Below are 21,838 nucleotides of genomic sequence, written 5' to 3' on the forward strand. Positions count from 1 at the left end.
CTTCCCTCCTCCACCCACTGCGCGGGCGGGCGGGCCGCGGACCTGGTGATCCGCTCCCTCACCCGCCTCTCGGCCCTCGGCCTTCTACTCATCCTCCTCCCGCCCGGCCCGGGTGGCAGCCTCCGCCGGCGGCTGCCGCCCGCGGCGGTCCCCGGGGACCGCGTCAGTGACCGCTGACCGGGTACGGGATGAAGGTGCTGCTGTTCTCGTCGACGGCGAGGGCCCGGCCCAGGGGCGGGACGGCCCGCTGGGGGCAGTCGAGGCGTTCGCAGAGGCGGCAGCCCATGCCGATCGGGGTGGCGGCGGCGGTGTTGTCCAGGTCGAGCCCGTCGGAGTAGACGAGGCGGGAGGCGTGCCGGATCTCGCAGCCGAGGCCGATGGCGAAGGTCTTTCCGGGTTCGCCCCAGCCGCCGCGGTGGCGGGTGACCGCGCGGGCGGTCCACAGGTACCGCCGGCCGTCGGGCATCGCGGCGACCTGGACGTGGATGCGGCCGGGCGCCGCGAAGGCCTCGTACACGTTCCACAGCGGGCAGGTGCCGCCCGCGCGCGAGAAGTGGAACCCGGTCGCGGACTGCCGCTTGGACATGTTGCCCGCCCGGTCCACCCGGACGAAGGAGAACGGGACCCCGCGCAGCCGCGGGCGCTGCAGGGTGCTGAGGCGGTGGCAGACGGTCTCGTACCCCAGGCCGAAGTGGTCGGTGAGGCGTTCGATGTCGTACCGGTACTCCTCGGCGGCGGCATGGAAGGCGCCGTAGGGGAGGACCAGCGCGGCGGCGAAGTAGTTGGCGATGCCGATCCGGGCCAGGGCGTGGGCGGGGGCGGTCGGCGCGAAGTCCTCCGACGCGAGCCGGCCGAGCTCGTCACCGTACTCGAGCAGGGCCAGCTGGGTGGCCATCCGGAACGCCTGCTGGCCCGGCCGCAGCCGGTTCGACAGGCGCAGGACCCGGCTCGTGGCGTCGTAGTGGTGCATGCGGTCGCAGTCCGCGCTGATCCTGACCCCGTGCCGGTCCGTGAGCCGGTGGCTCAGGGCGCGGATGACGTCTCCGGGCCGGATGCCGACCTCACGGGCGAGGTCCTCGGCGGCGAGGTCGGTGTCGGGGAGGTAGTTCTGGCGGCGGTAGAAGAACTCGCGGATCTCCTCGTGGGGAGAGCGGGGGGCGTCGATGGAGCCCCCGTCCCTGCCGTCGGCCGCCTCGGCGAGCCGCTCGGTCAGCAGCTGGCCGCGCCGTCCGAGGTCGAGCAGGACTGCGGCGACGGCGGGCATGCGGGTGGCCAGCTCGGCGAGGTCCGAGGGGGAGACCCGGGCCTCCGCGACTTCCCCGGCAAGCGCCTCGCGCAGGTCGGCCACGAGCCGGCCGGTGTCCCGTTCCGAGAAGAATCCCGGGTCGACCCCGAAGGCCTCGGTCAGCCTCAGCAGGACGGGAACGGTCAGGGGGCGGGAGTCGTGCTCCATCTGGTTGAGGTAGCTCGGCGAGATCCCCAGCACCCGGGCCAGCTCGGCCTGGCTCATCCGCCGTTCCTCGCGCAGCCGCCGCAGCCTGGCTCCGGCGTACGTCTTGCTCATCGCATTCCTCCCCCGTGGGACACACGTTCCGGGGGAGCCTACGCGGATCGTGCTGCCGCCAACCTTCGCAAGGTTGGCAGAACGGCCGTCGAAGATTCGCAGAACTTAACACTCGTCCCTTCTTGAGGGCACTCAGTGCCACTGTCAGAGTCTGTGGTGCGGCCCGCCGGACCCGGTGGCCGAGGTGGATGGTCCGGGCCCGACTCACGCCCTGATATCGGTAATTCGGCCATCTTTCCCCGGCAGCCCGGCAACATTGCTCAGCTCGGCCTGCGGGTGGGGCCGGCGGCCGCGATCTCCTACTCAGGCACAGAGTGCCAATGCCCTGAGCGACTGATCAGAGCATTGGCAGACCCAGCGAACACGGAAACGGTGACGGTCATGGCAGAGGCGAACACGACGACGGCGGCAGCGGCCCAGCAGCTCGAGCGGCGCTGGGCGACCGACCCGCGATGGGCCGGGATCGAGCGGACGTACAGCGCCACGGACGTGGTGCGGCTCTCGGGCAGTGTCCGCGAGGAGCACACCCTGGCCCGGCGGGGTGCCGAGCGGCTGTGGCGCCAACTGCACGAGCAGGACTACATCCACGCCCTGGGTGCGCTGACCGGCGGCCAGGCGGTGCAGCAGGTGCGGGCCGGACTCCAGGCGATCTACCTCTCGGGCTGGCAGGTGGCGGCCGACGCGAACCAGGCCGGCCACACCTACCCCGACCAGAGCCTGTACCCGGTCAACTCCGTGCCGCAGGTGGTCCGCCGGATCAACAACGCCCTGCTGCGCGCCGACCAGATCGCCACCGCCGAGGGCGGAAGCGACCGTACGGACTGGCTCGCCCCGATCGTCGCGGACGCAGAGGCCGGGTTCGGAGGCCCACTGAACGCCTTCGAGCTGACCAAGGCGATGATCGCGGCGGGCGCCGCCGGCATCCACTACGAGGACCAGCTGGCCTCGGAGAAGAAGTGCGGCCACCTCGGCGGCAAGGTCCTCGTCCCCACGGCCCAGCACGTCCGCACCCTCAACGCGGCCCGCCTGGCCGCCGATATCGCCGACATCCCGACCCTGATCATCGCCAGGACCGACGCCCTCGCCGCGACCCTGCTGACCAGCGACGTCGACGAACGCGACGCCGAGTTCTGCACCGGCGAGCGCACCGCCGAGGGCTTCTACCACGTACGCAACGGCATGGCCCCGGTCATCGCCCGCGGTCTCGCCTACGCCCCGTACGCGGACCTGATCTGGGTGGAGACCGGCACCCCCGACCTGGAGCAGGCCCGCGAGTTCGCCGAGGCCATCCACGCCCGGTACCCGGACCAGATGCTCGCCTACAACTGCTCGCCCTCCTTCAACTGGAAGGCTGCCCTGGACGACGACCGGATCGCCAAGTTCCAGCGGGAGCTGGGCGCCATGGGCTACCGCTTCCAGTTCATCACCCTGGCCGGCTTCCACTCCCTCAACCACGGCATGTTCGAGCTCGCCCACGGCTACGCCGAGCACGGCATGACCGCGTACGTCGACCTCCAGGAGCGGGAGTTCGCCGCACAGGCGCAGGGGTTCACCGCCGTCAGGCATCAGCGCGAGGTCGGCACCGGCTACTTCGACATGGTCTCCACCGCCGTCAATCCCGCCTCCTCCACCACCGCGCTCGCCGGCTCCACCGAGGAGGAGCAGTTCCACTGAGCAGGCCCTGGCATCCGCCTCCCAACGCCGAGGAGCAGAACCGCATGTCACTCAAGCCACTGACCAGCAGGGTCCGGGTTCTCGGTGCACCGGCTGAGCGCCACGGGGAGATCCTGACTCCCGAGGCCCTGGAGTTCATCGGCCGGCTCGACGCCGCGTTCGCCGGCCGGCGCCTGGAGCTCCTCAAGGAGCGCCGCCGCCGGTCCGCCCACCTGATCTCCGGATCACCCCTGGACTTCTCCCGCGCCACCGCCGCCGTCCGCGCCGACCCGGGCTGGCGCGTCGCCCCGCCCGCCCCCGGTCTGACCGACCGCCGGGTCGAGATCACCGGACCGCCCGAGCGCCGGATGGCGGTCAACGCCCTCAACTCCGGCGCCGAGGTCTGGATGGCCGACTTCGAGGACGCCACCGCCCCGACCTGGAACAACATCGTCGACGGCCAGCTCAACCTGCTCGACGCCATCGAGCGGCGCATCGACTTCACCACCGCGGAGGGCAAGGAGTACCGCCTCGGCGAGAACCCCGCGACCATCATGGTCCGCCCGCGCGGCTGGCACTTGACCGAGGAGCATCTGGAGATCGGCGGCCGGCCCGTCCCCGCCTCGCTGGTCGACTTCGGCCTGTACTTCTTCCACTGCGCCCAGCGCCAGATCGACGCCGGCCACGGCCCGTACTTCTACCTCCCCAAGCTGGAGAACCGCTACGAGGCGCGGCTGTGGAACCACGTCTTCCTGCTCGCCCAGGAGCTCCTCGGGATCCGCCGCGGCACCGTCCGCGCCACCGTCCTCATCGAGACGATCACGGCCGCCTTCGAGATGGAGGAGATCCTCTACGAGCTGCGCGAGCACAGCGCGGGACTCAACGCGGGCCGCTGGGACTACCTCTTCAGCCTGATCAAGACCTTCGGTCACCGGACCGACTTCCAGCTCCCCGACCGGGCGAAGGTCACGATGACCGCCCCGTTCATGCGGGCGTACACGGAACTCCTCGTGCGCACCTGCCACCGGCGGGGGGCCCACGCCGTCGGAGGCGTGGCGGCCCACGTCCCGAGCCGGGACGCCGGAGCCAACACCGCGGCCCTCGCCAAGGTGCGCCTGGACAAGGAGTGCGAGGCCGAGGCCGGCTTCGACGGCTCCTGGGTCGCCCACCCCGGGCTGGTCCCCGTCTGCCGCGAGGTCTTCGACGGGGTACTGGGACAGCGGCCGCACCAACTGGAACGGACGCGCGAGGACGTCGAGGTCGCGGCCGCCGACCTGCTGTCCGTCCGTCGGATCGCCGCCCCGCCCACCCCGGAGGGAATCCGCTCCAACGTGGCCGTGGCGCTGCGCTACTTCGACGCCTGGCTGCGCGGCAGGGGCGCCGTCGCACTGAACGGGCTGATGGAGGACGCCGCCACCGCCGAGATCGCCCGCGTGCAGATCTGGCAGTGGCTGCGCCACGACCGGGTGGACCGCGGGACGGTCATCGACCTCCTCGACGCCGAATGCGCGGCCCTGGAGTCCGAGGACCCGCGGGCACTCGCCCTCGAAGCGAGGGAGATCTTCGTGGACACCGCACTCTCGGTCCACCTGCCCGACTTCTTCACCCCCGAGGCCTACACCCGCCACCTCGTCCGCCGCGACGACGCGCGGCCGGCCGGCGTACGGGCGGCCGACGCGCGGGTGACCGCGTGAGCGCCGCCGCGGGCCGGTCCCGCATCCAGCGCGTCGGAGTCGTCGGCGGCGGACAGATGGGTGCCGGCATCGCCGAGGTGTGCGCCCGCGCCGGACTCGACACCGTCGTCGCCGAGTCGGACGCCACCGCTGCCCGCGCCGCCGGCGAACGCGTGGCCGTATCCCTCGAACGCGCCGTCCAGCGGGGCAAGCTGGACCGGATCTCCGCGGAGGACGCCCTGGCCCGGCTCGTGTTCACGGGGGACCTGGAGGACCTCGCCGACCGGCAGCTGGTCATCGAGGCCGTCACGGAGAATCCGGAGGCCAAGGTGGAAGTCTTCACCGCCCTCGACAAGATCGTCGAGACCCCGGAGGCCATCCTCGCCACGAACACCTCGGCCATCCCGATCATGCGGCTGGGCAGGGCCACCGGCCGTGCGGACCGGGTGGTTGGCCTGCACTTCTTCAACCCCGTCCCCGTCCTGCCGCTGGTCGAGGTCGTCTCCTCCCTGCACACTTCGGCGGACACCGCCGCCACCGTCGAGTCCTTCGCCCGGGACGTCCTGGGCAAGAGCACGGTCCGCTCCCAGGACCGGGCGGGTTTCGTCGTCAACGCGCTGCTCGTCCCCTACCTCCTCGCGGCCGTCCGCATGGCCGAATCCGGGTACGCCAGCGCCGCCGACGTGGACGCGGGGATGGAACTGGGCTGTGCCCACCCCATGGGGCCGCTCAAGCTGGCCGACCTGATCGGACTGGACACGGTCGCGGCCATCGCCGAGTCGCTCTACGAGGAGTTCAAGGAACCGCTGTACGCCCCGCCCCCGCTGCTCCTGCGGATGGTGCAGGCGGGGCTGCTGGGCCGCAAGAGCGGCCGCGGGTTCCACACGTACGGCCGGGGCTGAGGGGCCCCGGCAAGTCTCCGGGCAGAGGGTGCGCCGGAGGCGCGCAAGAGCGGTGGGGGTGCGACGAGTGGTGTCGCCGCACGCCCACCGCCGTGCCGTTCCGCCGTCCGGCCCAGGGGCCGCTGTGTCCGTCCTCAAGTCCGTCGGCCTATTGTGGGACTCGCAGCTGGTTCGCCCCCGTCCGCCAGGCGGGAGGCGTCGTAAGAGGGAACCCGGTGGGAATCCGGGACTGCCCCGCAGCGGTGAGTGGGAACGACCGCCGTCATACGCACTGGGACCGGAACCGGTCCTGGGAAGCGACGGCCAGTAGGTGCCCGCCGGGAGACCGGCAGGCGTGCCCGCGAGTCCGAAGACCTGCCCGTTGCCCGTGCGCGATCGACCGCGCCCGGTTTCCCGGTGACCTCGTGGGCGGGTCGGCGTGCTTTTCGGGCGGATCCTCCCGTCGCGTACCCCAGTCGTACGCGATCCCGGTGGCCCCCGTTCCGGCACCCCTTCGCACCCTCGGCCCGTCACCGGGTCCATGGAGACATGCTCGCGAAGGAGAGTTCCGTGACCACCGAGTCCGCAGCCGCGGCAGTACAGGCCACCGTGTACGGCTACCCCCGCCAGGGCCAGAACCGCGAACTGAAGAAGGCCGTCGAGGGCTACTGGAAGGGCCGCGTCAGCGCCGAAGCTCTCCGGGACACCGCCCGCGAACTGCGCCGGACCAACTGGCAGCAGCTCACCGAGGCCGGCATCACCGAGGTCCCGACCGGCGACTTCTCCTACTACGACCACGTACTGGACACCACGGTCATGGTCGGCGCGATCCCCGACCGCCACCGGGCGGCAGCCCGGGCCGGAGCCCTGGACGGGTACTTCGCGATGGCGCGCGGCACCCAGGACGTGGCCCCCCTCGAGATGACCAAGTGGTTCGACACCAACTACCACTACCTCGTCCCCGAACTGGGCCCCGACACCGTCTTCACGGCCGACTCCGCCAAGCAGGTCGCGGAGCTGAAGGAAGCCCTGACCCTCGGCCACACCGCCCGTCCGGTCCTTGTCGGCCCGCTGACGTACCTGCTCCTCGCCAAGCCCGCACCGGGCGTGGCCGCCGACTTCGAGCCGATCACGCTGCTCGACCGGCTGCTGCCCGTCTACGCGCAGGTCCTCGCGGACCTGCGCGCCGCGGGCGCCGAGTGGGTCCAGCTGGACGAGCCGGCCCTGGTCCAGGACCGCACCCCCGCCGAACTGAACGCCGCCACCCGCACCTACCGGGAACTCGGTGCCCTGACCGAGCGCCCCAAGCTGCTCGTCGCCTCGTACTTCGACCGGCTCGGGGACGCCCTGCCCGTGCTGGCGAAGGCGCCCGTGGAGGGACTCGCCCTCGACTTCACCGGCGCGGCCGAGGCCAACCTGCGCGACCTCGCCGCGGTCGGCGGCCTCCCCGGCAAGCGACTGGTCGCCGGTGTGGTCAACGGCCGCAACATCTGGATCAACGACCACCAGAAGTCGCTGACCATCCTCGGTACGCTCCTCGGTCTCGCCGACCGGGTCGACGTCGCGGCGTCCTGCTCCCTGCTGCACGTCCCGCTGGACGCCGACGCCGAGCGCGACATCGACCCGCAGATCCGCCGCTGGCTCGCCTTCGCCCGCCAGAAGACCACCGAGATCACCACGCTGGCCCGCGGACTGGCCGGGGGCACCGGCTCGATCACCGCCGAACTCGCAGCGAACCGGGCCGATCTGGCCTCCCGCGCGAACTCCGCGATCACCCACGACCCCGCCGTCCGGGACCGGACCGGAGCGATCACCGACGCGGACGGCCGACGCGCCCAGCCGTACGCCGAGCGCGCCGCCGCCCAGCGGACGCACCTGGGCCTGCCGCTGCTGCCCACGACCACGATCGGCTCGTTCCCGCAGACCGACGAGCTGCGCGTGGCCCGCGCGGACCTGCGGGCCGGCCGGATCGGCACGGCGGGTTACGAGGAGCGCATCGAGGCCGAGATCCGCGAGGTCCTCTCCTTCCAGGAGAAGACGGGGATCGACGTCCTGGTGCACGGGGAGCCCGAACGCAACGACATGGTCCAGTACTTCGCCGAGCAGCTCACCGGCTACCTCGCCACCCAGCACGGCTGGGTCCAGTCCTACGGCACCCGGTACGTGCGCCCGCCGGTCCTGGCCGGGGACATCTCCCGCCCCGACCCGATGACCGTGCGCTGGACGACGTACGCGCAGGCGCGGACGAGCAAGCCGGTCAAGGGCATGCTGACCGGCCCCGTCACCATGCTCGCCTGGTCCTTCGTACGCGACGACCAGCCCCTCGGCGAGACCGCCCGCCAGGTCGCCCTCGCCCTGCGCGACGAGGTGAACGACCTGGAGGCGGCGGGCACTTCGGTCATCCAGGTCGACGAGCCCGCCCTGCGCGAGACCCTCCCGCTGCGCGCCGCCGACCACGCGGACTACCTGGCGTGGGCCACCGAGTCCTTCCGGCTCACCACCAGCGGGGTCCGGCCGGACACCCAGATCCACACCCACATGTGCTACGCCGAGTTCGGTGACATCGTCCAGGCCATCGACGACCTCGACGCCGACGTCATCAGCCTGGAAGCGGCCCGCTCCCACATGCAGGTCGCCGACGAGCTCGCCGGCGCCGGCTACCCGCGCGAGGTCGGGCCCGGTGTCTGGGACATCCACTCCCCTCGCGTCCCCTCCGCCGCGGAGGCGGCGGACCTGCTGCGCAAGGGGCTGGGGGCGATCCCCGCCGAACGGCTCTGGGTCAATCCCGACTGCGGCCTGAAGACCCGTGGGTGGACCGAGACCCGGGCCTCCCTGGAGAACCTCGTCGAAGCGGCCCGCCTCGTGCGCGCGGACCTCTCGGACCTCCCCGGCGCCTGACGCACCTCCGGGCCGGAGCGGTGCGTACCTACGCACCGTTCCGGCCCGGCCCCGCGGCCGCCCGAACGGAGGCCGCTGGATGTACCCGGCGACGCCGGCCGCCGGGGCACCGACAGGCGTCGCTCAACCGGCCCGTCCGGCCAGGGCCGCGTCGACCGCCGCCTCGGCGTGCAGGCGGGCCGTGGGGAAGAGCGGTACGGCACTGTCGGCGGGGCCGATGAGGAGTTCGATCTCGGTGCACCCCAGGACGACGCCCTCGGCGCCCCGGGCGATCAGGTCCGCGACGACCTCCCGGTACGCCGCGCGCGACTCGTCCCGTACGACCCCGAGACAGAGCTCCTCGTAGATCACCCGGTGCACGAGCGCGCGTCCCGCGGCGTTCGGGACGAGAACGTCGAGCCCGCCCGCCGCGAGACGACCCCGGTAGAAGTCCTGCTCCATGGTGAACGCTGTGCCCAGCAGTCCCACCCGGCGCAGCCCCGCGGAGCGGACGGCGGCTGCCGTGGTGTCCGCGAGGTGCAGCAGCGGGACGTCGGTCGCGGCCCCGACCTGCTCCGCGACCTTGTGCATGGTGTTGGTGCAGATGAGCAGCAGATCCGCTCCGGCCGCCTCCAGCGCCCGGGCGGCGTCGGCCAGCACCTCGCCGGCCTCCGCCCACCGGCCCTGGACCTGCAGTTCCTCGATCTCGGCGAAGTCCACGGAGAAGAGCACGCAGCGCGCGGAGTGGAGCCCGCCGAGGCGCTCGCGCGTCCGCTCGTTGAGGATCCGGTAGTACTCGGCCGTCGACTCCCAGCTCATTCCGCCGATCAGCCCGATCGTCCTCATGCTCGTGTCCACGCTCCCGCTCCGCTTCTCCTTCTGCTGCTTGACGCACGCCGCGCCGCGCCTCACATCAACCATAAGGAGATGTCGCCAATACATGAACATCTATAAGGGTTACTTTGGGGGCCTGTGGGCTACGGGCTTCACCGGGGCGCGGGGGCCCGGCTGGAGACGGTGACGTGGTCCACCCGCATGGGGTGGCCCGGTTCGGTGTCCGGGCCCGGGCGCGCGCCGTCTGCGAGGGGGAGGTTGCCGCCGACGGCGACGTTGAGGATCAGGAACAGTCCGTGGTCCACCGCCCGCCTCCAGGTTTCCGGATCCATCCGGGACGCGGCCACACGGTGGTGCACCCGGCCGTCGAGGTACCAGCGCACCTCCTCGGCACCCGGAGCGAGATCGACCTCGACGGCGTACGAGTGGAACCCCGAGCGGCATCCGTCGCAAGGCCGCGGACCCGAGCTCAGGCCCGCCGGCTCCTGGCACGGGCCGCCTTCGAGGATCCCGCAGTGCATGGTTGCGAAGACGCTGTCCCGCCCGTTGACCGACTCCATGACATCGAGTTCACCGATGCCCGGCCAGCCCGTGTACCCGTCGCGAAGCGGCGCTCCCAGGGTCCAGAAGGCGGGCCAGTAGCCCGCCGCCTTCGGTCCCGTCACGTCGGGCAGGGCGATCGAGGCCTCGATGCGCAGGGTGCCGCCGGGCGGTGGCGCGAAGTCGGAGCGCCTGGTCTCCACGCGTCCCGAACTCCACCTGCCGTCCGTGCGGGTAGGGACGATCTCCAGTGCGCCCTTGCCGTCGAGGCGGACGTTGTCGGTCGAGTCGGTCATGGTCTCGACCTCCCCGGTGCCCCACTGGGGTGCCGGGCATCCCGGATAGCAAGTGCCGGTGTCGTGAATCCAGTTGATGTCCGAAGGGCGAGCGCCCGCGGGTCCGTCGAAATCGTCCCGCAGGAGCCGCGTCCACCCCGCCGACTCCGCCGCCCCCGCCGTGCCGGACGCGGCGGTCACGGGCAGCACCCCGGCCTCCATGAGCAGTCGTTCGAGTCGGGGGGTCAGGACGACGGCCGCCACGTTGGTCAGGTGGGAGTCGTCCCGGTAGAGCAGGATGCGGTCCAGTACGGCCGGGCAGGTCGGCCCGTCACCCGGGCACAGGACCGGGTTCACGCTCACGGCGAGCACGCCGGGCAGGGCCCCGGAGGCGATCCGCCGTGCCAGCGGATCGGGCTGCTGGGCGCCGGTACGGCCGAACGCGCAGGCGGCCGGGGTCCCGGGACTGCCGGAGACGCACGCGGGGACGTCCGTGCCGGGCACGGGGGTGTCCTCGACGTAGACGATCGGCGCACCGATCGCCCGCAGGGGTTCGAGGGTCTTCTCCCAGCCCTCGGCCAGCAGTTGGGGGTCCGCCGTGTAGCGGTTGAGCGAGGCGATCACGATGAGGCGCGGCTTCGGCTGCTGCCGCAGCCGGTCCAGGGTGTCGGCCCGCCAGGTGTCGCACTCCCGGTAGGCGCGGCCGAGCTGCGGGCTGTCCACGGCCAGCTGCGGCAGCGGGCAGCCCTGCTTGACCAACTCCTGCAGTGCCCAACCCCGTTGCGAAGCCATGGCCAGCATCGAGGAGAACCACTGACCGGCGTGCGAGTCGCCGAGGAGCACGATGCGGTCCGGGCTGTCCACGGCGCCGAACAGACAGTCCGGGCTGCGGGTCACGGCCGGGGCGACCTCGCAGGCCCCGTCCGGCGGGAAGTCCTTGCGTGCCTGGGCGGGACCGGGGACCACGGGGCCGTCCGTCAGTGGCGCACCGGCGGTCCGGGCCAGCAGATGGGGCCCGGAGGCCGCGCCCGGCGGCAGTCCGCTCAGCTCGACGGGTGCGGCCGGACCCAGCAGGTTCAGCGTCGTGGTGCCGACCACCAGCGCGAGCACCACGGGCAGCACGACGGCCGTGACGCCCACCGACAGCCCGCGGCGCGGGTATTCGGAGACGGTGCGGCTGCGGCGCAGCGGCCGCTCGACCCAGCGCATGGTGGCGTACGCGGGCAGCGCGGCGGCCAGCGTGAGCGCGCACTTCACCGGCCAGCTCTGGCCGCCGAAGCGGGCCTCGGCGAGGACCAGTACGGGCCAGTGCCACAAGTACAGGTTGTAGGAGAGCCGCCCCACCGCCCGGGGCGCCCGGCCCGCCAGCAGCCGGCCCACTCCGTAGGAGCCCATGGCGGTGCGCTCGCCCCGGCCCGGGATCGCCGCGAGGATGACGGCGGCGGTGGCCAGGGTGGGCACGAGGGCCGCGCGGCCGGGGTAGGGCGTGGCGGTGTCGTACGAGACGACGCACCAGACGATCGCCGCGCCACCGGCCCAGCCGCACAGCAGTCGCAGCGGCCGGGGGCCGCGCATGAGGTGCCAGGGGAGCAGGGCGAGCAGCGCACCGACGCCGAACTGCCACACGCGCGAGGGCGTCGCGAGGTAGGCGAGCGAGGCGGAGCGCTCGGTCCAGTACAGGGACAGCGCGAACGACGCGAGGACCAGCGGTACCGCGGCGAGGGCCACGAGGGTGCGTACGGCGCGCCCGCGGCGCACCGCCCGGGCCGCGCCGAGCACGGTCAGGGCGAGCAGCGGTGCCCACAGAAGGTAGAACTGTTCCTCGACCGCGAGGGACCAGAAGTGCAGGAGCGGACTCTGGTCGTGGCCGGCGGCGAGGTAGTCGGTCCGCTGGGCGACGAACCGCCAGTTGGCGGCGGAGAGCGCTGCCGCGACCACGTCGTGCTCCAGGTCGGCGCGGCGCAGCGGCACGGTCAGCCAGGCTCCGGCCAGGGCCACCGTGCCCAGGACGACGGCGGCGGACGGCAGGAGCCTTCGAGCCCGCCGGGAGAAGAAGTCGAGGAGCCGGATCCGGCCGGTGGTGACCGCCTCCCGGACGAGGAGGCCGGTGATGAGGTAGCCGGAGACGACGAAGAACACGTCCACGCCGACGAACCCGCCCGCGAGCCCCGGCACCCCGGCGTGGAAGGCGAGTACCGCGAGGACGGCGACGGCGCGCAGTCCCTCGATGTCGGGCCGGAAGGCGGACCGGTGCGGGCTGGGCCCGGACTCGCCGCCGGAGTGCGACGGGACCGCCGGGGGTCCGGGCGGCGGGGTGGAGGCGGGCCGGCGGTCGCGGTGCGCGCCGGGTGCCACGGGGAACTGCATGGTGGTGAAGCCTTTCAACTAAGCCAGGGAAGCATCGGGTTGACCCACCCGGATGCCAGCAGGCCAGTGAGCAGGAGGACCGCCGAGGCGGCGAGGGTCTCGGGCCAGCGGCGGGGCAGTACGCCGGTCCGCAGGCGTGGCAGCGCCCGTACGGGGCCGCGCGGGCGGGCGGTGGCCGGAGCCGGCGCGGTGCCGTCGGCGGTGTCCGTGCGCGCTGACGGCTTGGCGGGACGCAGCTCGGTGAACAGGTCGCGGATCAGCGGCCCGTTGATCTGGCACTGCACCAGGAAGTAGAGCAGCAGACCCCAGTTGGGCTCCCAGCCGTTGCGGGCCACGGCCAGCGCGAGCCCCGCGGCGGCCGCACCGTTGGAAAGGACCAGCCAGAGCAGCGAGGCGCCCACCACCCGACGGGCCATCCCGCCGGAGGAGCCGGCGACCCGGGTGCCGGTGGGCACCCAGTCCGCACTGCGTCCGCGCAGGGTGTGCAGGAAGGCGGTGGCGGCGGCGACGCTCGTCAGGACATTGGCCCGGATCACCTCGATCCGCCAACGGGTCCGGCTGATCCGGGGCAGGAGCACGTGCCAGAGCCACAGCGGGGCGAGCAGCGGCAGGACGTGCCAGGGCCGGATGTGGTCCGGGTACCAGAACATCATCACCAGCGGCGGCAGTGGCGCGGCGAAGGTGTTCACGGCGGCGGCCAGGTAGCCGACGATGCCCTCGTAGAAGCACAGCCGCATCCGCCAGGGTGCGCCCATCCGCCGCAGCACGGGGGTCCCGAGGAGGTGGAGGTTGCCCATCGCCCACCGGTACTGCTGGTTGACGAAGGAGGTGACGCGGTCGGGGGAGGTGCCCTTGGCCACCAGTACCGGCACGTACAGGGTGCGGAACCCCTGTTCGTGGAGGGCGAGGCCGGTGTACAGGTCCTCGCTGTGGTCGAGGCGGGCGAAGCCACCGGCCAGGTCGATGGCGCCGCGCCGGTAGACGGCATTGCTGCCGCAGCAGATGGCGGCGTCGCTGGCGTCCCGGGACGGCTGGATCCAGCGGAAGAACCACTCCTGGGCGGAGCCCGCGGCCCGCTGGATCCAGTCCATGGACTCGTCGGTGTCGAAGCACTGGGGGCTCTGCACGATGCCGACGGCGGGGTCGGCCAGGTAGGGGACGAGATGGCGCAGGAAGTCGGCACGGGGCGCGAAGTCGGCGTCGAGGATGGCGATGAACTCCGCACCGCTGAGGGTCAGCGCGTGGTTGAGGTTGCCCGCCTTCTTCAGGTGTCCCCGGTCCGGCCGTACGACGTACTCGTAGCCGTACGAGGCGGCCAGCGCGGAGACTTCGGGCCGGTCGGCGTCGTCCAGGACCCAAGTGGTCAGTGCCCCGGGCCAGTCGACCGCCGCCACGGCGCGGTAGGCGTTCTCCAGGACGGGGAGCGGTTCGCCGCAGGTCGGCAAGTACAGGTCCACGGAGGGCAGTCGGGCGGGCTGCCAAGCGTGTACGAGGACTTCGTGCGAGGGCCGGGTCAGCCGGCGCTGGCGCAGGCTGTTCACCGAGGAGAGGGCGAGGGCGACGACGTTGAGCCCCAGGACGGCGAGGAAGGCCCAAAGGGCCGGGGTGCGCAGCGCGAACGTGAACATGGTCGTGGCGGTGAACACGAAGGCGAGCGAGGTACTGATGAGGACCCAGCGTCGTTGCGGGCCGAAGTACCAGTAGAGCTCTTCGTCGGAAGGTGGTTGCGGAAGATGATGAATGGCCATAAAGCCCCCCACGGCTGTTTATGCGACCGTTTCAGCTGCCACCATAGCGCCAAAGGTATAGACCATTTGTTGCGGGACGACCAACAGTCCGAATGAGCCACTGGATTGGCGTGTCTCATGTGGTCCAGACCTTTCGGGTCCCCATTCCACCGGCCGGACCCCTGCCCGCCGGGAAGGTGCAGGTCACGCGGGGGTGAACAGACCTGGAAGATTTGCCTGGCCAGGCCAACACCGTGGCGGGGCTCCGATGGGACCGCCGCTGCGCGGCCCTGCCCGACGCGGCTGTTTCGTCCGGCGGCGGGTGGGGAGGATGTGCCTGCAGTCGGGCGCGGGTCACGTGCTCGGCGTCGTCACGCGAGGGGTTGGGCATGGCTCAGGGGACTGTGAAGTGGTTCAACGGGGAGAAGGGCTTCGGCTTCATCTCGCCGGACGAGGGCGGCGCGGACGTCTTCGTGCACTTCAGCGCGATCCAGGGTTCCGGGTTCCGGAACCTGGAGGAGAACCAGCGCGTGGAGTTCGAGATAACCCAGGGGCAGCGCGGTCCGCAGGCCGACCAGGTCCGGGCCCTCTGACGCCGGTTCGGTCCCTCTGACACCGGTGCGGGCCCGGGTGGAGCCCGGGGTCCGGCCGGGCCCGCGGACCGCCTCGCCCAAGTGTTCCGGATCCCGTGCGGCTTCGTGCCGCCGTACGATCCGTCGACAGGAACTGCATGGTCCGCGGTCCGTGGGTGCCGCGCCGGAATCAGGAGCTCGGCGTTGGCCGGAGTGGACGTGGTACGGGAGTCGGCCGCGGCCGGACGGGTCGTGCTGTTCGAGGAGTCGGCCCGGGACGGCGCGCAGGCGAAGACGATGATGAGCGCCGGATTCCGGGTCCGGCTGGCCCGTGAGCAAGGGGCGCTCTTCGGGCCGGACGGTCCGCGGCACGTGGTGTTCGCGGCAGGATTCCCTTCCGTGTGCGGGCAGGAGTTCGAGGCCACCCGGCGGGTCGCGTTCGAGGCTCAGGGGTCGGTGAGCCCGTCCGCGATCTGCCGGGGCACGGCCGAGGACGTACGGCTGGCCCTGAGCGCGGTGCGGGGTGCGGCGCACGGGCGGATCATGATGATCGTGGCAGCCTCGGAAGCCACCGCCCGGGCACTGGTGCACAGTGACGCCCGTACGGCCCTGGACCGGGGCCTGGACGTGCTCAAGGCGGCCCTGGACCTCGCGGACGGCATCGCGGTGGACGTATGCCTGGTGGACGCGCCCCGCGCGGACCATGCCCTGGTCGCCGAGCACGCGGGACGGATGACGGACCACGGGGCTGCCACGATCGTGCTGGCCGACACGGTCGGCGACCTGCTTCCCGGCCAGACCGAAGCGCTGTTCCGGCGCGTCGCCGCCGGAGCGGGTCAGGAGGCGGTGCTGGTTTCGCACCTCCACAACGACCTCGGCCTCGGACTCGCCAACACCCTGGCTGCCCTGGGGAGCGGAGCACGGGTCGCGGCCTGCTCCTGGCTGGGCATGGCCGAGCGCAGCGGAATGGTCGCCACCGAACAGCTGCTCTTCCTCCTCGCGCACGACCGGGCCAAGGCCGCGTTGGTACTGGGACCCGACTGCGAGCCGTGGTGGACGCGGCCCGACCTGACGCGGCTGCCGGGCATCGCCCGGATGGTGTCCGAGGAGACCGGGGTGCCGCTCACCGTCACCACCCCCATCGTGGGCACCGGGGTCGCCACCATCTCCACCGGAACCCCCTTCACGCACCCGCGGACCTTCCAGCCCTACGATCCCCAGCAACACCTGGGACTCGAACCGACCGTGGTACTGACCCACTTGGCCAGCCGGCGCGTGCTGCGCGCGGTCGCCGCCCGCCTGGGCCACCAGCTGGATCCGGACCAGACGGGCAAGGCGCTGGCCTGGGTCAAGGACCGTGCCTACCGCCAGAACCGGGCCCTCGTCGCCGACGCCGACTTCGCCGGCTACCTCGAAGGCCTGACCGCCGCCCCACCCGCACGCTGAACGGACCCCCCTGTGTCGGACACTCCTTTCCCCGCCGGTACCGGCGCCGACCCCGGTACCGCCGCCGGCCCCGACACCAGCGCCGGCCCCGACACCGTCGCTGCCGCCCGCGCCCTGCGCGCCGGAGGGGCCGTCATCCTCCCCAACCCCAGCCCGCTCACCTACGTCGTCACCGCCACCACGCCCCGGGCCGTCAACGACGCGAAGGGACGCCGGGCCGGGCAGGAAGTCGCCCTGTGGGTCCATGAAGACGCCACCTGGTGGAGCCTCGCCACTGCACTCGACCTCGAACCGGCCGCGCTCCGCGCCGCGTTCACCCTGCTGCGCGAGCAACTCGTCACCCTCCTGGTGCCCGTGCGCGCCGGCGCCCCGGCCCCACCCTGGACCGACCCGGCCCTGCGCGACGGCCACCTGCTGCTCTTCGGCGCGCAGTGGACGCCGGTGTCGACGCTCCTGAGGAGCTTCCCCCGCCTCTACGTCAGCAGCGCCAACCGGACCGGAATGCCGCCGGCGGACACCGCGGCCCGGGCAACGGCGATGTTCGGGCCCGGAGTTCCGGTCGTCGACGCCGACCACCTGCGCTGCCCCGGTACCCCGCACGCGGCCACCACCATGCTGCGCATGGGAACGGGCGGGGACCTGTCCCACGTCCGGCGAGGAGCCCAGGACCGGGCGCACGGCGCCGACCCGGACGCCTATCCGGCGTACCTGCGCGCGACGGAGCCCCACCGGTGGCGGCCGTTCGGACAGGGGAGTCCGGCGTCCACCTGACCGCTCCGCCGACGCGGGCGAGGGCCTCCGTACGGCTTCCGCGCCGTATGTACCCTTCCGGTATCCCCTTCCGGCGCGCCGTACGCTTCGCGGCCGTGGATTCCCGGCGTCATGGGGCACGCTCACACGGGCGGACGGTTGTCCCGCGTACGAGACGGGGAGAGCGAATGGACGGCAGCGGCGGACGGACCCCATCGGCCCGGGACCAGGGCCGGAAGGAGACCGTCGAGGAGCGCGCGGACCGCAACTGGCAGGAGTTGATCCAGGAGATCCGGGTCGCCCAGACCGGTGTGCAGATCCTCCTCGGTTTCCTGCTCACCGTCGCCTTCACGCCCCGGTTCCTGGAGCTGGAACAACCGGACAGGACGGTCTACGTCATCACGGTGATCCTCGGCTCCCTGGCGACGGGTGCGCTCATCGGCCCCGTCTCCTTCCACCGGCTCGTCTCCGGGCGGCGGATCAAGCCGCAGGCGGTGGTCTGGGCGTCGCGGCTGACCTTCGCCGGGATCGTCCTGCTGCTGGCGACCCTGGTCTCGGCACTGTTCCTCATCCTGCGGGTCGCCGCCGACCACGCGCTCGTGCCGTGGCTGGTGTGCGGCGTCTTCGCCTGGTACGTCCTGTGCTGGTTCGCCCTGCCCCTGTGGGCGCGAAGCCGTCACACGGCACGGGACGCGCGGGACGCCAGGGACTCGATCGGCTGAACCCGGCAGCCCTGTCGGCGCTTTTGGGCGCGCGGGTAGAGTGGGCCTCCGTCTCCAGCAAGCAATCAGGACGGCCAGTGGCAGCACCTCACATACCTGTCGGAACGCTCGACCGGGCGGGCCCGACACACCGGGTGCCCGACAGCGGCGGTGGCCGCCGGGGCGGGGGAGGCCCGCGGACCGTGCGGGCCTCGTGGCGGCGGGCCCGGGCCGCCCTGCTGGTGCACGTCGCGCTCCGGCTGGTGGGCGTCGGCGTGGTCGGGCTCTGGGGACAGCGCAAGGGCATCGGACTCCACGAGATCCTGGCGACGCGCTGGGACTCGGTCTACTACCTGAACATCGCCGACCACGGGTATTCCAGCGCGATGGTCCCCGCCTGCCACATCGGCGGCCCCACCTGCAAACTCGCCTTCTTCCCGGTCTACCCCCTGCTGACCCGGGGGTTGTCGGCCGTCACCGGAGCACCGGCCGACTGGACGGCCTGGGCCCTCTCCCTCGTCGCCTCGCTGCTCGCGGCCTGGGGGATCTTCGCCGTGGCGGAGAAGCTCCACAACGCCCGCGTCGCCTTCTTCGCCGTCGCGCTCTACGCGGTCGTGCCCCACGCCCTGGTCCTGTCCATGGCGTACACCGAACCCGTGTTCGTCGCCCTGGCCGCCTGGGCGGTGTACGCCGTACTCACCCACCGCTGGCCCACCGCCGGCGTACTGGCCCTGCTGGCCGGCGCCACTCGTCCCTCGGGCTCCGCGGTCGTCGCCGCGGTCGTCCTGTGCGCCCTCCGGGCCCTGTTCACCGGCCGTGAGCGGGACGGCACCCGGTGGGCGGCCGTCCGTCCGTGGGCAGCCGTACTCCTGGCTCCACTCGGCTGGCTCGCCTTCTTCGCCTGGGTCGGACAGCGCATGGGCCGGTGGGACGGATACTTCGCCGAACAGCGCCAGTGGGGATCGACTTTCGACGGCGGCGTCTACACCGTACGGAGCCTGCGCGAACTGCTCACCCGGCCCGCCCTCACACTCGACCAGGTCGTGGTCGCCGCCACCGTCGTCACCGCCGTGGTCCTGCTCTTCGTACTCACCCGGCGGCGACCGCCGGCCGCGGTCTGGATCTATACGGCGCTCCTCGTCCTCATCGCGGTCGGAGGAGCCGGCTTCTTCCACTCGAAGGCTCGTTTCCTCCTTCCCGCCTTCCCCCTCCTGTTCCCCTTCGCCGTCGCCCTCGCGCGCGCCCGCAAACCGACGGTGTACTGGATCCTCGGAGCCGCGACGGCCGCCTCGGCCCTCTACAGCGGATACCTCACCCTCGTATGGAACCGTTCTCCTTAGGCCCTGGCCACAGCAGTGCTCCACCGAAGCTCCCGATCCGCCCGACGATTCCGGAGCGGGAGTGATTTCGGTCCGCGAGGTGGCTGGTGGGAGCTCAGCTGGGTACACGCTCCCCATGGCGAAGCGCACGACACACACGCAAACACCGCTGACCTGGCACGGAGCGGTTGCCCAGTGGGACCGCCGGCTGTTCGACGCGGTGGCCCGCCGGCACTGGCACGGGGCCGACCGGGTGCTGCCCGGCATCGGGCGCGCCGCCAACCACGGCCTGCTCTGGGGAGGAGCCGCCGCGGCGATCGCCGTCGTCGGATCGGCCCGGGCCCGCAGGGCGGCCGTTCGGGGAGCCGCGTCACTGGCACTGGCCTCCACGGCCGTCAACACCGTGGTCAAGTGGTCCGTACGCCGGCCACGGCCCCTCCTGGAAGGCGTACCTGCCGTACGGCAGGCGGCGGTCGCGCCGCGTACCACCTCCTTCCCCTCCGGGCACTCCGCGTCAGCCTTCGCCTTCACCGCCGGTGTGGCGCTGGAGTCCCCGGGGTGGGGCGCGGTGCTGGCACCGGTGGCCGCGTCCGTGGCCTTCTCCCGGATCTACACCGGGGTCCACTACCCCTCCGACGTGGTCGCCGGGGCGGCCCTCGGAGTGGCCGCGGGGGTCGTCGTACGCAACCTCGCGCGCGGCGCGCAGCAGGCCCGGATCGTACCGGGCGGCGAGCGCCCGGCCGCCGGGGCGCCCGCGCTGCCCGACGGGGAAGGTCTCACCGTGGTGGTCAACACCGGCTCGGGTACGGCCACCGACGCGGGGCTCGACCTGCTGCGCTCGCGGCTGCCCAAGGCCGAGGTGATCGAGTGCGGGGGCGAGGACCTGCCCACGGAGCTGGCGGCGGCGGCCTCGCGGGCCACCGTGCTCGGAGTCTGCGGGGGCGACGGCACGATCAACGCGGCCGCGACCGCCGCACTGCGCGCCGGGGTGCCGCTGGCGGTGTTCCCCGGCGGCACCCTCAACCACTTCGCACTGGACCTCGGCCTGGCCGGAGCCGAGGACACCTGCCGCGCCGTGGCCGCCGGCCACGCCGTCCACGTGGACGTGGGCCGCTTCACCCCCGGGCCGCGGGGCGAGGCCGGCTACTTCCTGAACAACTTCAGCATCGGCGCCTACCCGGAGCTGCTGCGCCACCGCCTGCACTGGGGCCCGCGGATCGGCGGCGGGCCCGCCGCACTGCTGGCGGCGTGGAAGGTGCTCAGGGCCGAGCGGCCCGTACGGCTGCGGCTGGCCGGACGGCCCCGCAACGTGTGGCTCCTCTTCGCGGGCAACGGCACCTACCACGGCACCGGCCCCACCCCCCGGCGTCGGGACAGCCTCGGCGAAGGCCTCCTCGACGTCCGCCTCGTCCACGGCGGCGGCCGCCCAGGACCCCGCCTCCTGGCCGCCGCCTTCACGGGGCCCCTGTCCCGCTCCCCGGTCCACGTCGCGACCCGCCTGCGCAGCCTGCGCATCGGGGAGATCCCGGCGGGCACCCCGCTCGCCTACGACGGCGAATACGCGAAGGCCCCCTCCGACCTGGTCCTCGACGAGATCCCCCACGCCCTCACCGTCTACCGCCCCCGCTGACCCGGGGAACTCCTCGCCCGCGCCCTACGTCCATCTCCTTGTCCATGTCTACGATGTGAGGCCGTACTTCCAGAAGAGGGGCCGCGGACATGCCGGTGACCGGGAGCGCAGACGTGGCCGCTCAGGGGGTCGGGGTGACCCGGGTCGGTGACCGGTGGCGGGTCACCCGGCCGTGGCCTCCCCAGCTGCGGCCGTTCGTGCACAGCTATGCCGGCTACTGGGAGGCGGCCTCCTCGCCCTACCGGGTGCGGCTGGTTCCCACGGGCCGGGCCGTCGTGGTGATCAGCCTGGGCGAGCCGTTCGCCCAGATCCGCCGGCTGGGAGACACGGGCCCGAACAGCCTGGTGACCGGCTCGCTGGTCACGGGGCTGGAGGACGGGTCCCGGACGTGCGACCATCCGGGCGGCCAGGAGGCGATCCGGCTCGAGCTGACCCCGCTGGGCGCCTTCCGGCTGTTCGCCGTGCCGATGAGCGAGCTGACCAACAGGGTCGTCGAGCTCCGCGACGTCCTCGGACCCGCGGCCGGGGAACTGGTGGAACGGCTGGCGGCCACCCGCGACTGGGGAGCCCGGTTCGACCTGCTGGACACCGAGTTGTCGGCCCGGCTCGAACGCGGCCCGATTCCCGCGCCCGAGGTGAGCCACGCCTGGCGACTGCTGTCCCGCGCCGGCGGGGCGATCCCGGTGCGCCGGATCGCGGCCGAAGTGGGCTGGAGCCAGGGCCACCTGGTGCGCCGGTTCACCGAACAGATCGGTCTGACGCCCAAGACGTCCGCCCGGGTACTGCGCTTCCACCGGGCCGTGGGACTGCTCACCCGCGAGGGTGCCAACCCCACCGAAGTGACCGCTGCCTGCGGCTTCTACGACCAGGCGCACCTCAACCGCGAGTTCCGCGCCCTGGGCGGGACCACCCCCGGCCTGATGGCTGCCGCCCGTGTGGCGGAGGGAGCCCTCGCACTGTGAGTCGCGAGGTCAAATTTGTCCAAGCCAGGGCGTCCGCACGCCGATAGTGTCCCCCCGTTCGCAGTTG

General features: G+C 72.6%; 15 protein-coding genes and 1 riboswitch. Of the genes, 11 read left to right on the forward strand and 4 right to left on the reverse strand.

Annotated features, from left to right (window positions below; translation table 11 throughout):
- Positions 1-163 precede the first annotated feature (163 nt).
- The gene (locus tag OG389_RS32775) at positions 164-1,564 is read right to left on the reverse strand and encodes a short-chain fatty acyl-CoA regulator family protein (RefSeq protein ID WP_328302389.1); all 1,401 of its coding nucleotides are present in this window, start codon (positions 1,562-1,564) and stop codon (positions 164-166) included.
- Between the two features lie 381 nt (positions 1,565-1,945).
- Between OG389_RS32775 and aceA the strand changes: the two genes are divergently transcribed.
- The 4 genes from aceA (at position 1,946) to metE (ending at position 8,669) form a co-directional block, all read left to right on the forward strand.
- Positions 1,946-3,238 (forward strand): isocitrate lyase, encoded by a 1,293-nt coding sequence (gene aceA, locus OG389_RS32780; protein ID WP_328302390.1) that lies wholly within the window; start codon positions 1,946-1,948, stop codon positions 3,236-3,238.
- Positions 3,239-3,282: 44 nt separating this feature from the next.
- Positions 3,283-4,911, forward strand: a complete 1,629-nt coding sequence (gene aceB / locus OG389_RS32785; RefSeq protein ID WP_328302392.1) for a malate synthase A — start codon at positions 3,283-3,285, stop codon at positions 4,909-4,911.
- Positions 4,908-5,792, forward strand: coding sequence for a 3-hydroxybutyryl-CoA dehydrogenase (locus tag OG389_RS32790; RefSeq protein WP_328302394.1), 885 nt, complete (start codon positions 4,908-4,910; stop codon positions 5,790-5,792). Before aceB ends, OG389_RS32790 begins: the two co-directional genes overlap by 4 nt.
- Positions 5,793-5,942: 150 nt before the next feature.
- Positions 5,943-6,168: riboswitch (cobalamin riboswitch) on the forward strand.
- Positions 6,169-6,341: 173 nt separating this feature from the next.
- Complete coding sequence (metE, locus tag OG389_RS32795; protein WP_328302396.1) at positions 6,342-8,669, forward strand: 5-methyltetrahydropteroyltriglutamate--homocysteine S-methyltransferase; 2,328 nt, start codon at positions 6,342-6,344, stop codon at positions 8,667-8,669.
- A gap of 123 nt (positions 8,670-8,792) precedes the next feature.
- Here metE and OG389_RS32800 read toward each other — a convergent pair whose 3' ends face one another.
- The 3 genes from OG389_RS32800 to OG389_RS32810 form a co-directional block, all read right to left on the reverse strand.
- Positions 8,793-9,494, reverse strand: a complete 702-nt coding sequence (locus tag OG389_RS32800) for an aspartate/glutamate racemase family protein (RefSeq protein WP_328304276.1) — start codon at positions 9,492-9,494, stop codon at positions 8,793-8,795.
- A 140-nt stretch (positions 9,495-9,634) separates the two neighbouring features.
- Positions 9,635-12,664: an SGNH hydrolase domain-containing protein gene (locus tag OG389_RS32805; RefSeq protein WP_328302398.1), complete on the reverse strand. Its 3,030-nt coding sequence runs from the start codon at positions 12,662-12,664 to the stop codon at positions 9,635-9,637.
- Between the two features lie 14 nt (positions 12,665-12,678).
- On the reverse strand, positions 12,679-14,412 hold the full coding sequence (locus OG389_RS32810; protein WP_328302400.1) for a glycosyltransferase family 2 protein: 1,734 nt from the start codon (positions 14,410-14,412) through the stop codon (positions 12,679-12,681).
- A 368-nt stretch (positions 14,413-14,780) separates the two neighbouring features.
- On the opposite strand from OG389_RS32810, the gene OG389_RS32815 reads away from it, so the two are divergent.
- The 7 genes from OG389_RS32815 to OG389_RS32845 all read left to right on the forward strand — a co-directional run bounded on the left by OG389_RS32815 (position 14,781) and on the right by OG389_RS32845 (position 21,771).
- Entirely contained in the window at positions 14,781-14,984 is a 204-nt protein-coding gene (locus OG389_RS32815; protein ID WP_328302403.1) for a cold-shock protein, read from the forward strand.
- Between the two features lie 192 nt (positions 14,985-15,176).
- Positions 15,177-16,409 carry a 2-isopropylmalate synthase gene (locus tag OG389_RS32820; RefSeq protein ID WP_328304278.1) on the forward strand — a complete coding sequence of 411 codons (1,233 nt, stop codon included), beginning with the start codon at positions 15,177-15,179 and terminating at the stop codon, positions 16,407-16,409.
- Between the two features lie 12 nt (positions 16,410-16,421).
- Complete coding sequence (locus OG389_RS32825; RefSeq protein WP_328302405.1) at positions 16,422-17,180, forward strand: hypothetical protein; 759 nt, start codon at positions 16,422-16,424, stop codon at positions 17,178-17,180.
- Between the two features lie 167 nt (positions 17,181-17,347).
- Entirely contained in the window at positions 17,348-17,881 is a 534-nt protein-coding gene (locus tag OG389_RS32830; RefSeq protein WP_328302406.1) for a DUF6328 family protein, read from the forward strand.
- 182 nt (positions 17,882-18,063) lie between these two features.
- On the forward strand, positions 18,064-19,200 hold the full coding sequence (locus tag OG389_RS32835) for a mannosyltransferase family protein (protein WP_328302408.1): 1,137 nt from the start codon (positions 18,064-18,066) through the stop codon (positions 19,198-19,200).
- 115 nt (positions 19,201-19,315) lie between these two features.
- Entirely contained in the window at positions 19,316-20,809 is a 1,494-nt protein-coding gene (locus OG389_RS32840; protein WP_328302410.1) for a bifunctional phosphatase PAP2/diacylglycerol kinase family protein, read from the forward strand.
- 113 nt (positions 20,810-20,922) lie between these two features.
- Positions 20,923-21,771, forward strand: a complete 849-nt coding sequence (locus OG389_RS32845) for a helix-turn-helix domain-containing protein (RefSeq protein WP_328302412.1) — start codon at positions 20,923-20,925, stop codon at positions 21,769-21,771.
- The last annotated feature ends 67 nt before the right edge of the window (positions 21,772-21,838 follow it).

The sequence above is a fragment of the Streptomyces sp. NBC_00435 genome (genome assembly GCF_036014235.1).
Classification (GTDB): domain Bacteria; phylum Actinomycetota; class Actinomycetes; order Streptomycetales; family Streptomycetaceae; genus Streptomyces.

What these genes read in the sequence shown, in the direction of transcription:
- OG389_RS32775 (WP_328302389.1), bottom strand. Translation starts at nt 1,564, where the DNA reads ATGAGCAAGACGTACGCCGGAGCCAGGCTGCGGCGGCTGCGCGAGGAA.
- aceA (WP_328302390.1), top strand. Translation starts at nt 1,946, where the DNA reads ATGGCAGAGGCGAACACGACGACGGCGGCAGCGGCCCAGCAGCTCGAG.
- aceB (WP_328302392.1), top strand. Translation starts at nt 3,283, where the DNA reads ATGTCACTCAAGCCACTGACCAGCAGGGTCCGGGTTCTCGGTGCACCG.
- OG389_RS32800 (WP_328304276.1), bottom strand. Translation starts at nt 9,494, where the DNA reads ATGAGGACGATCGGGCTGATCGGCGGAATGAGCTGGGAGTCGACGGCC.
- OG389_RS32805 (WP_328302398.1), bottom strand. Translation starts at nt 12,664, where the DNA reads ATGCAGTTCCCCGTGGCACCCGGCGCGCACCGCGACCGCCGGCCCGCC.
- OG389_RS32810 (WP_328302400.1), bottom strand. Translation starts at nt 14,412, where the DNA reads ATGGCCATTCATCATCTTCCGCAACCACCTTCCGACGAAGAGCTCTAC.
- OG389_RS32815 (WP_328302403.1), top strand. Translation starts at nt 14,781, where the DNA reads ATGGCTCAGGGGACTGTGAAGTGGTTCAACGGGGAGAAGGGCTTCGGC.
- OG389_RS32830 (WP_328302406.1), top strand. Translation starts at nt 17,348, where the DNA reads ATGGACGGCAGCGGCGGACGGACCCCATCGGCCCGGGACCAGGGCCGG.
- OG389_RS32840 (WP_328302410.1), top strand. Translation starts at nt 19,316, where the DNA reads ATGGCGAAGCGCACGACACACACGCAAACACCGCTGACCTGGCACGGA.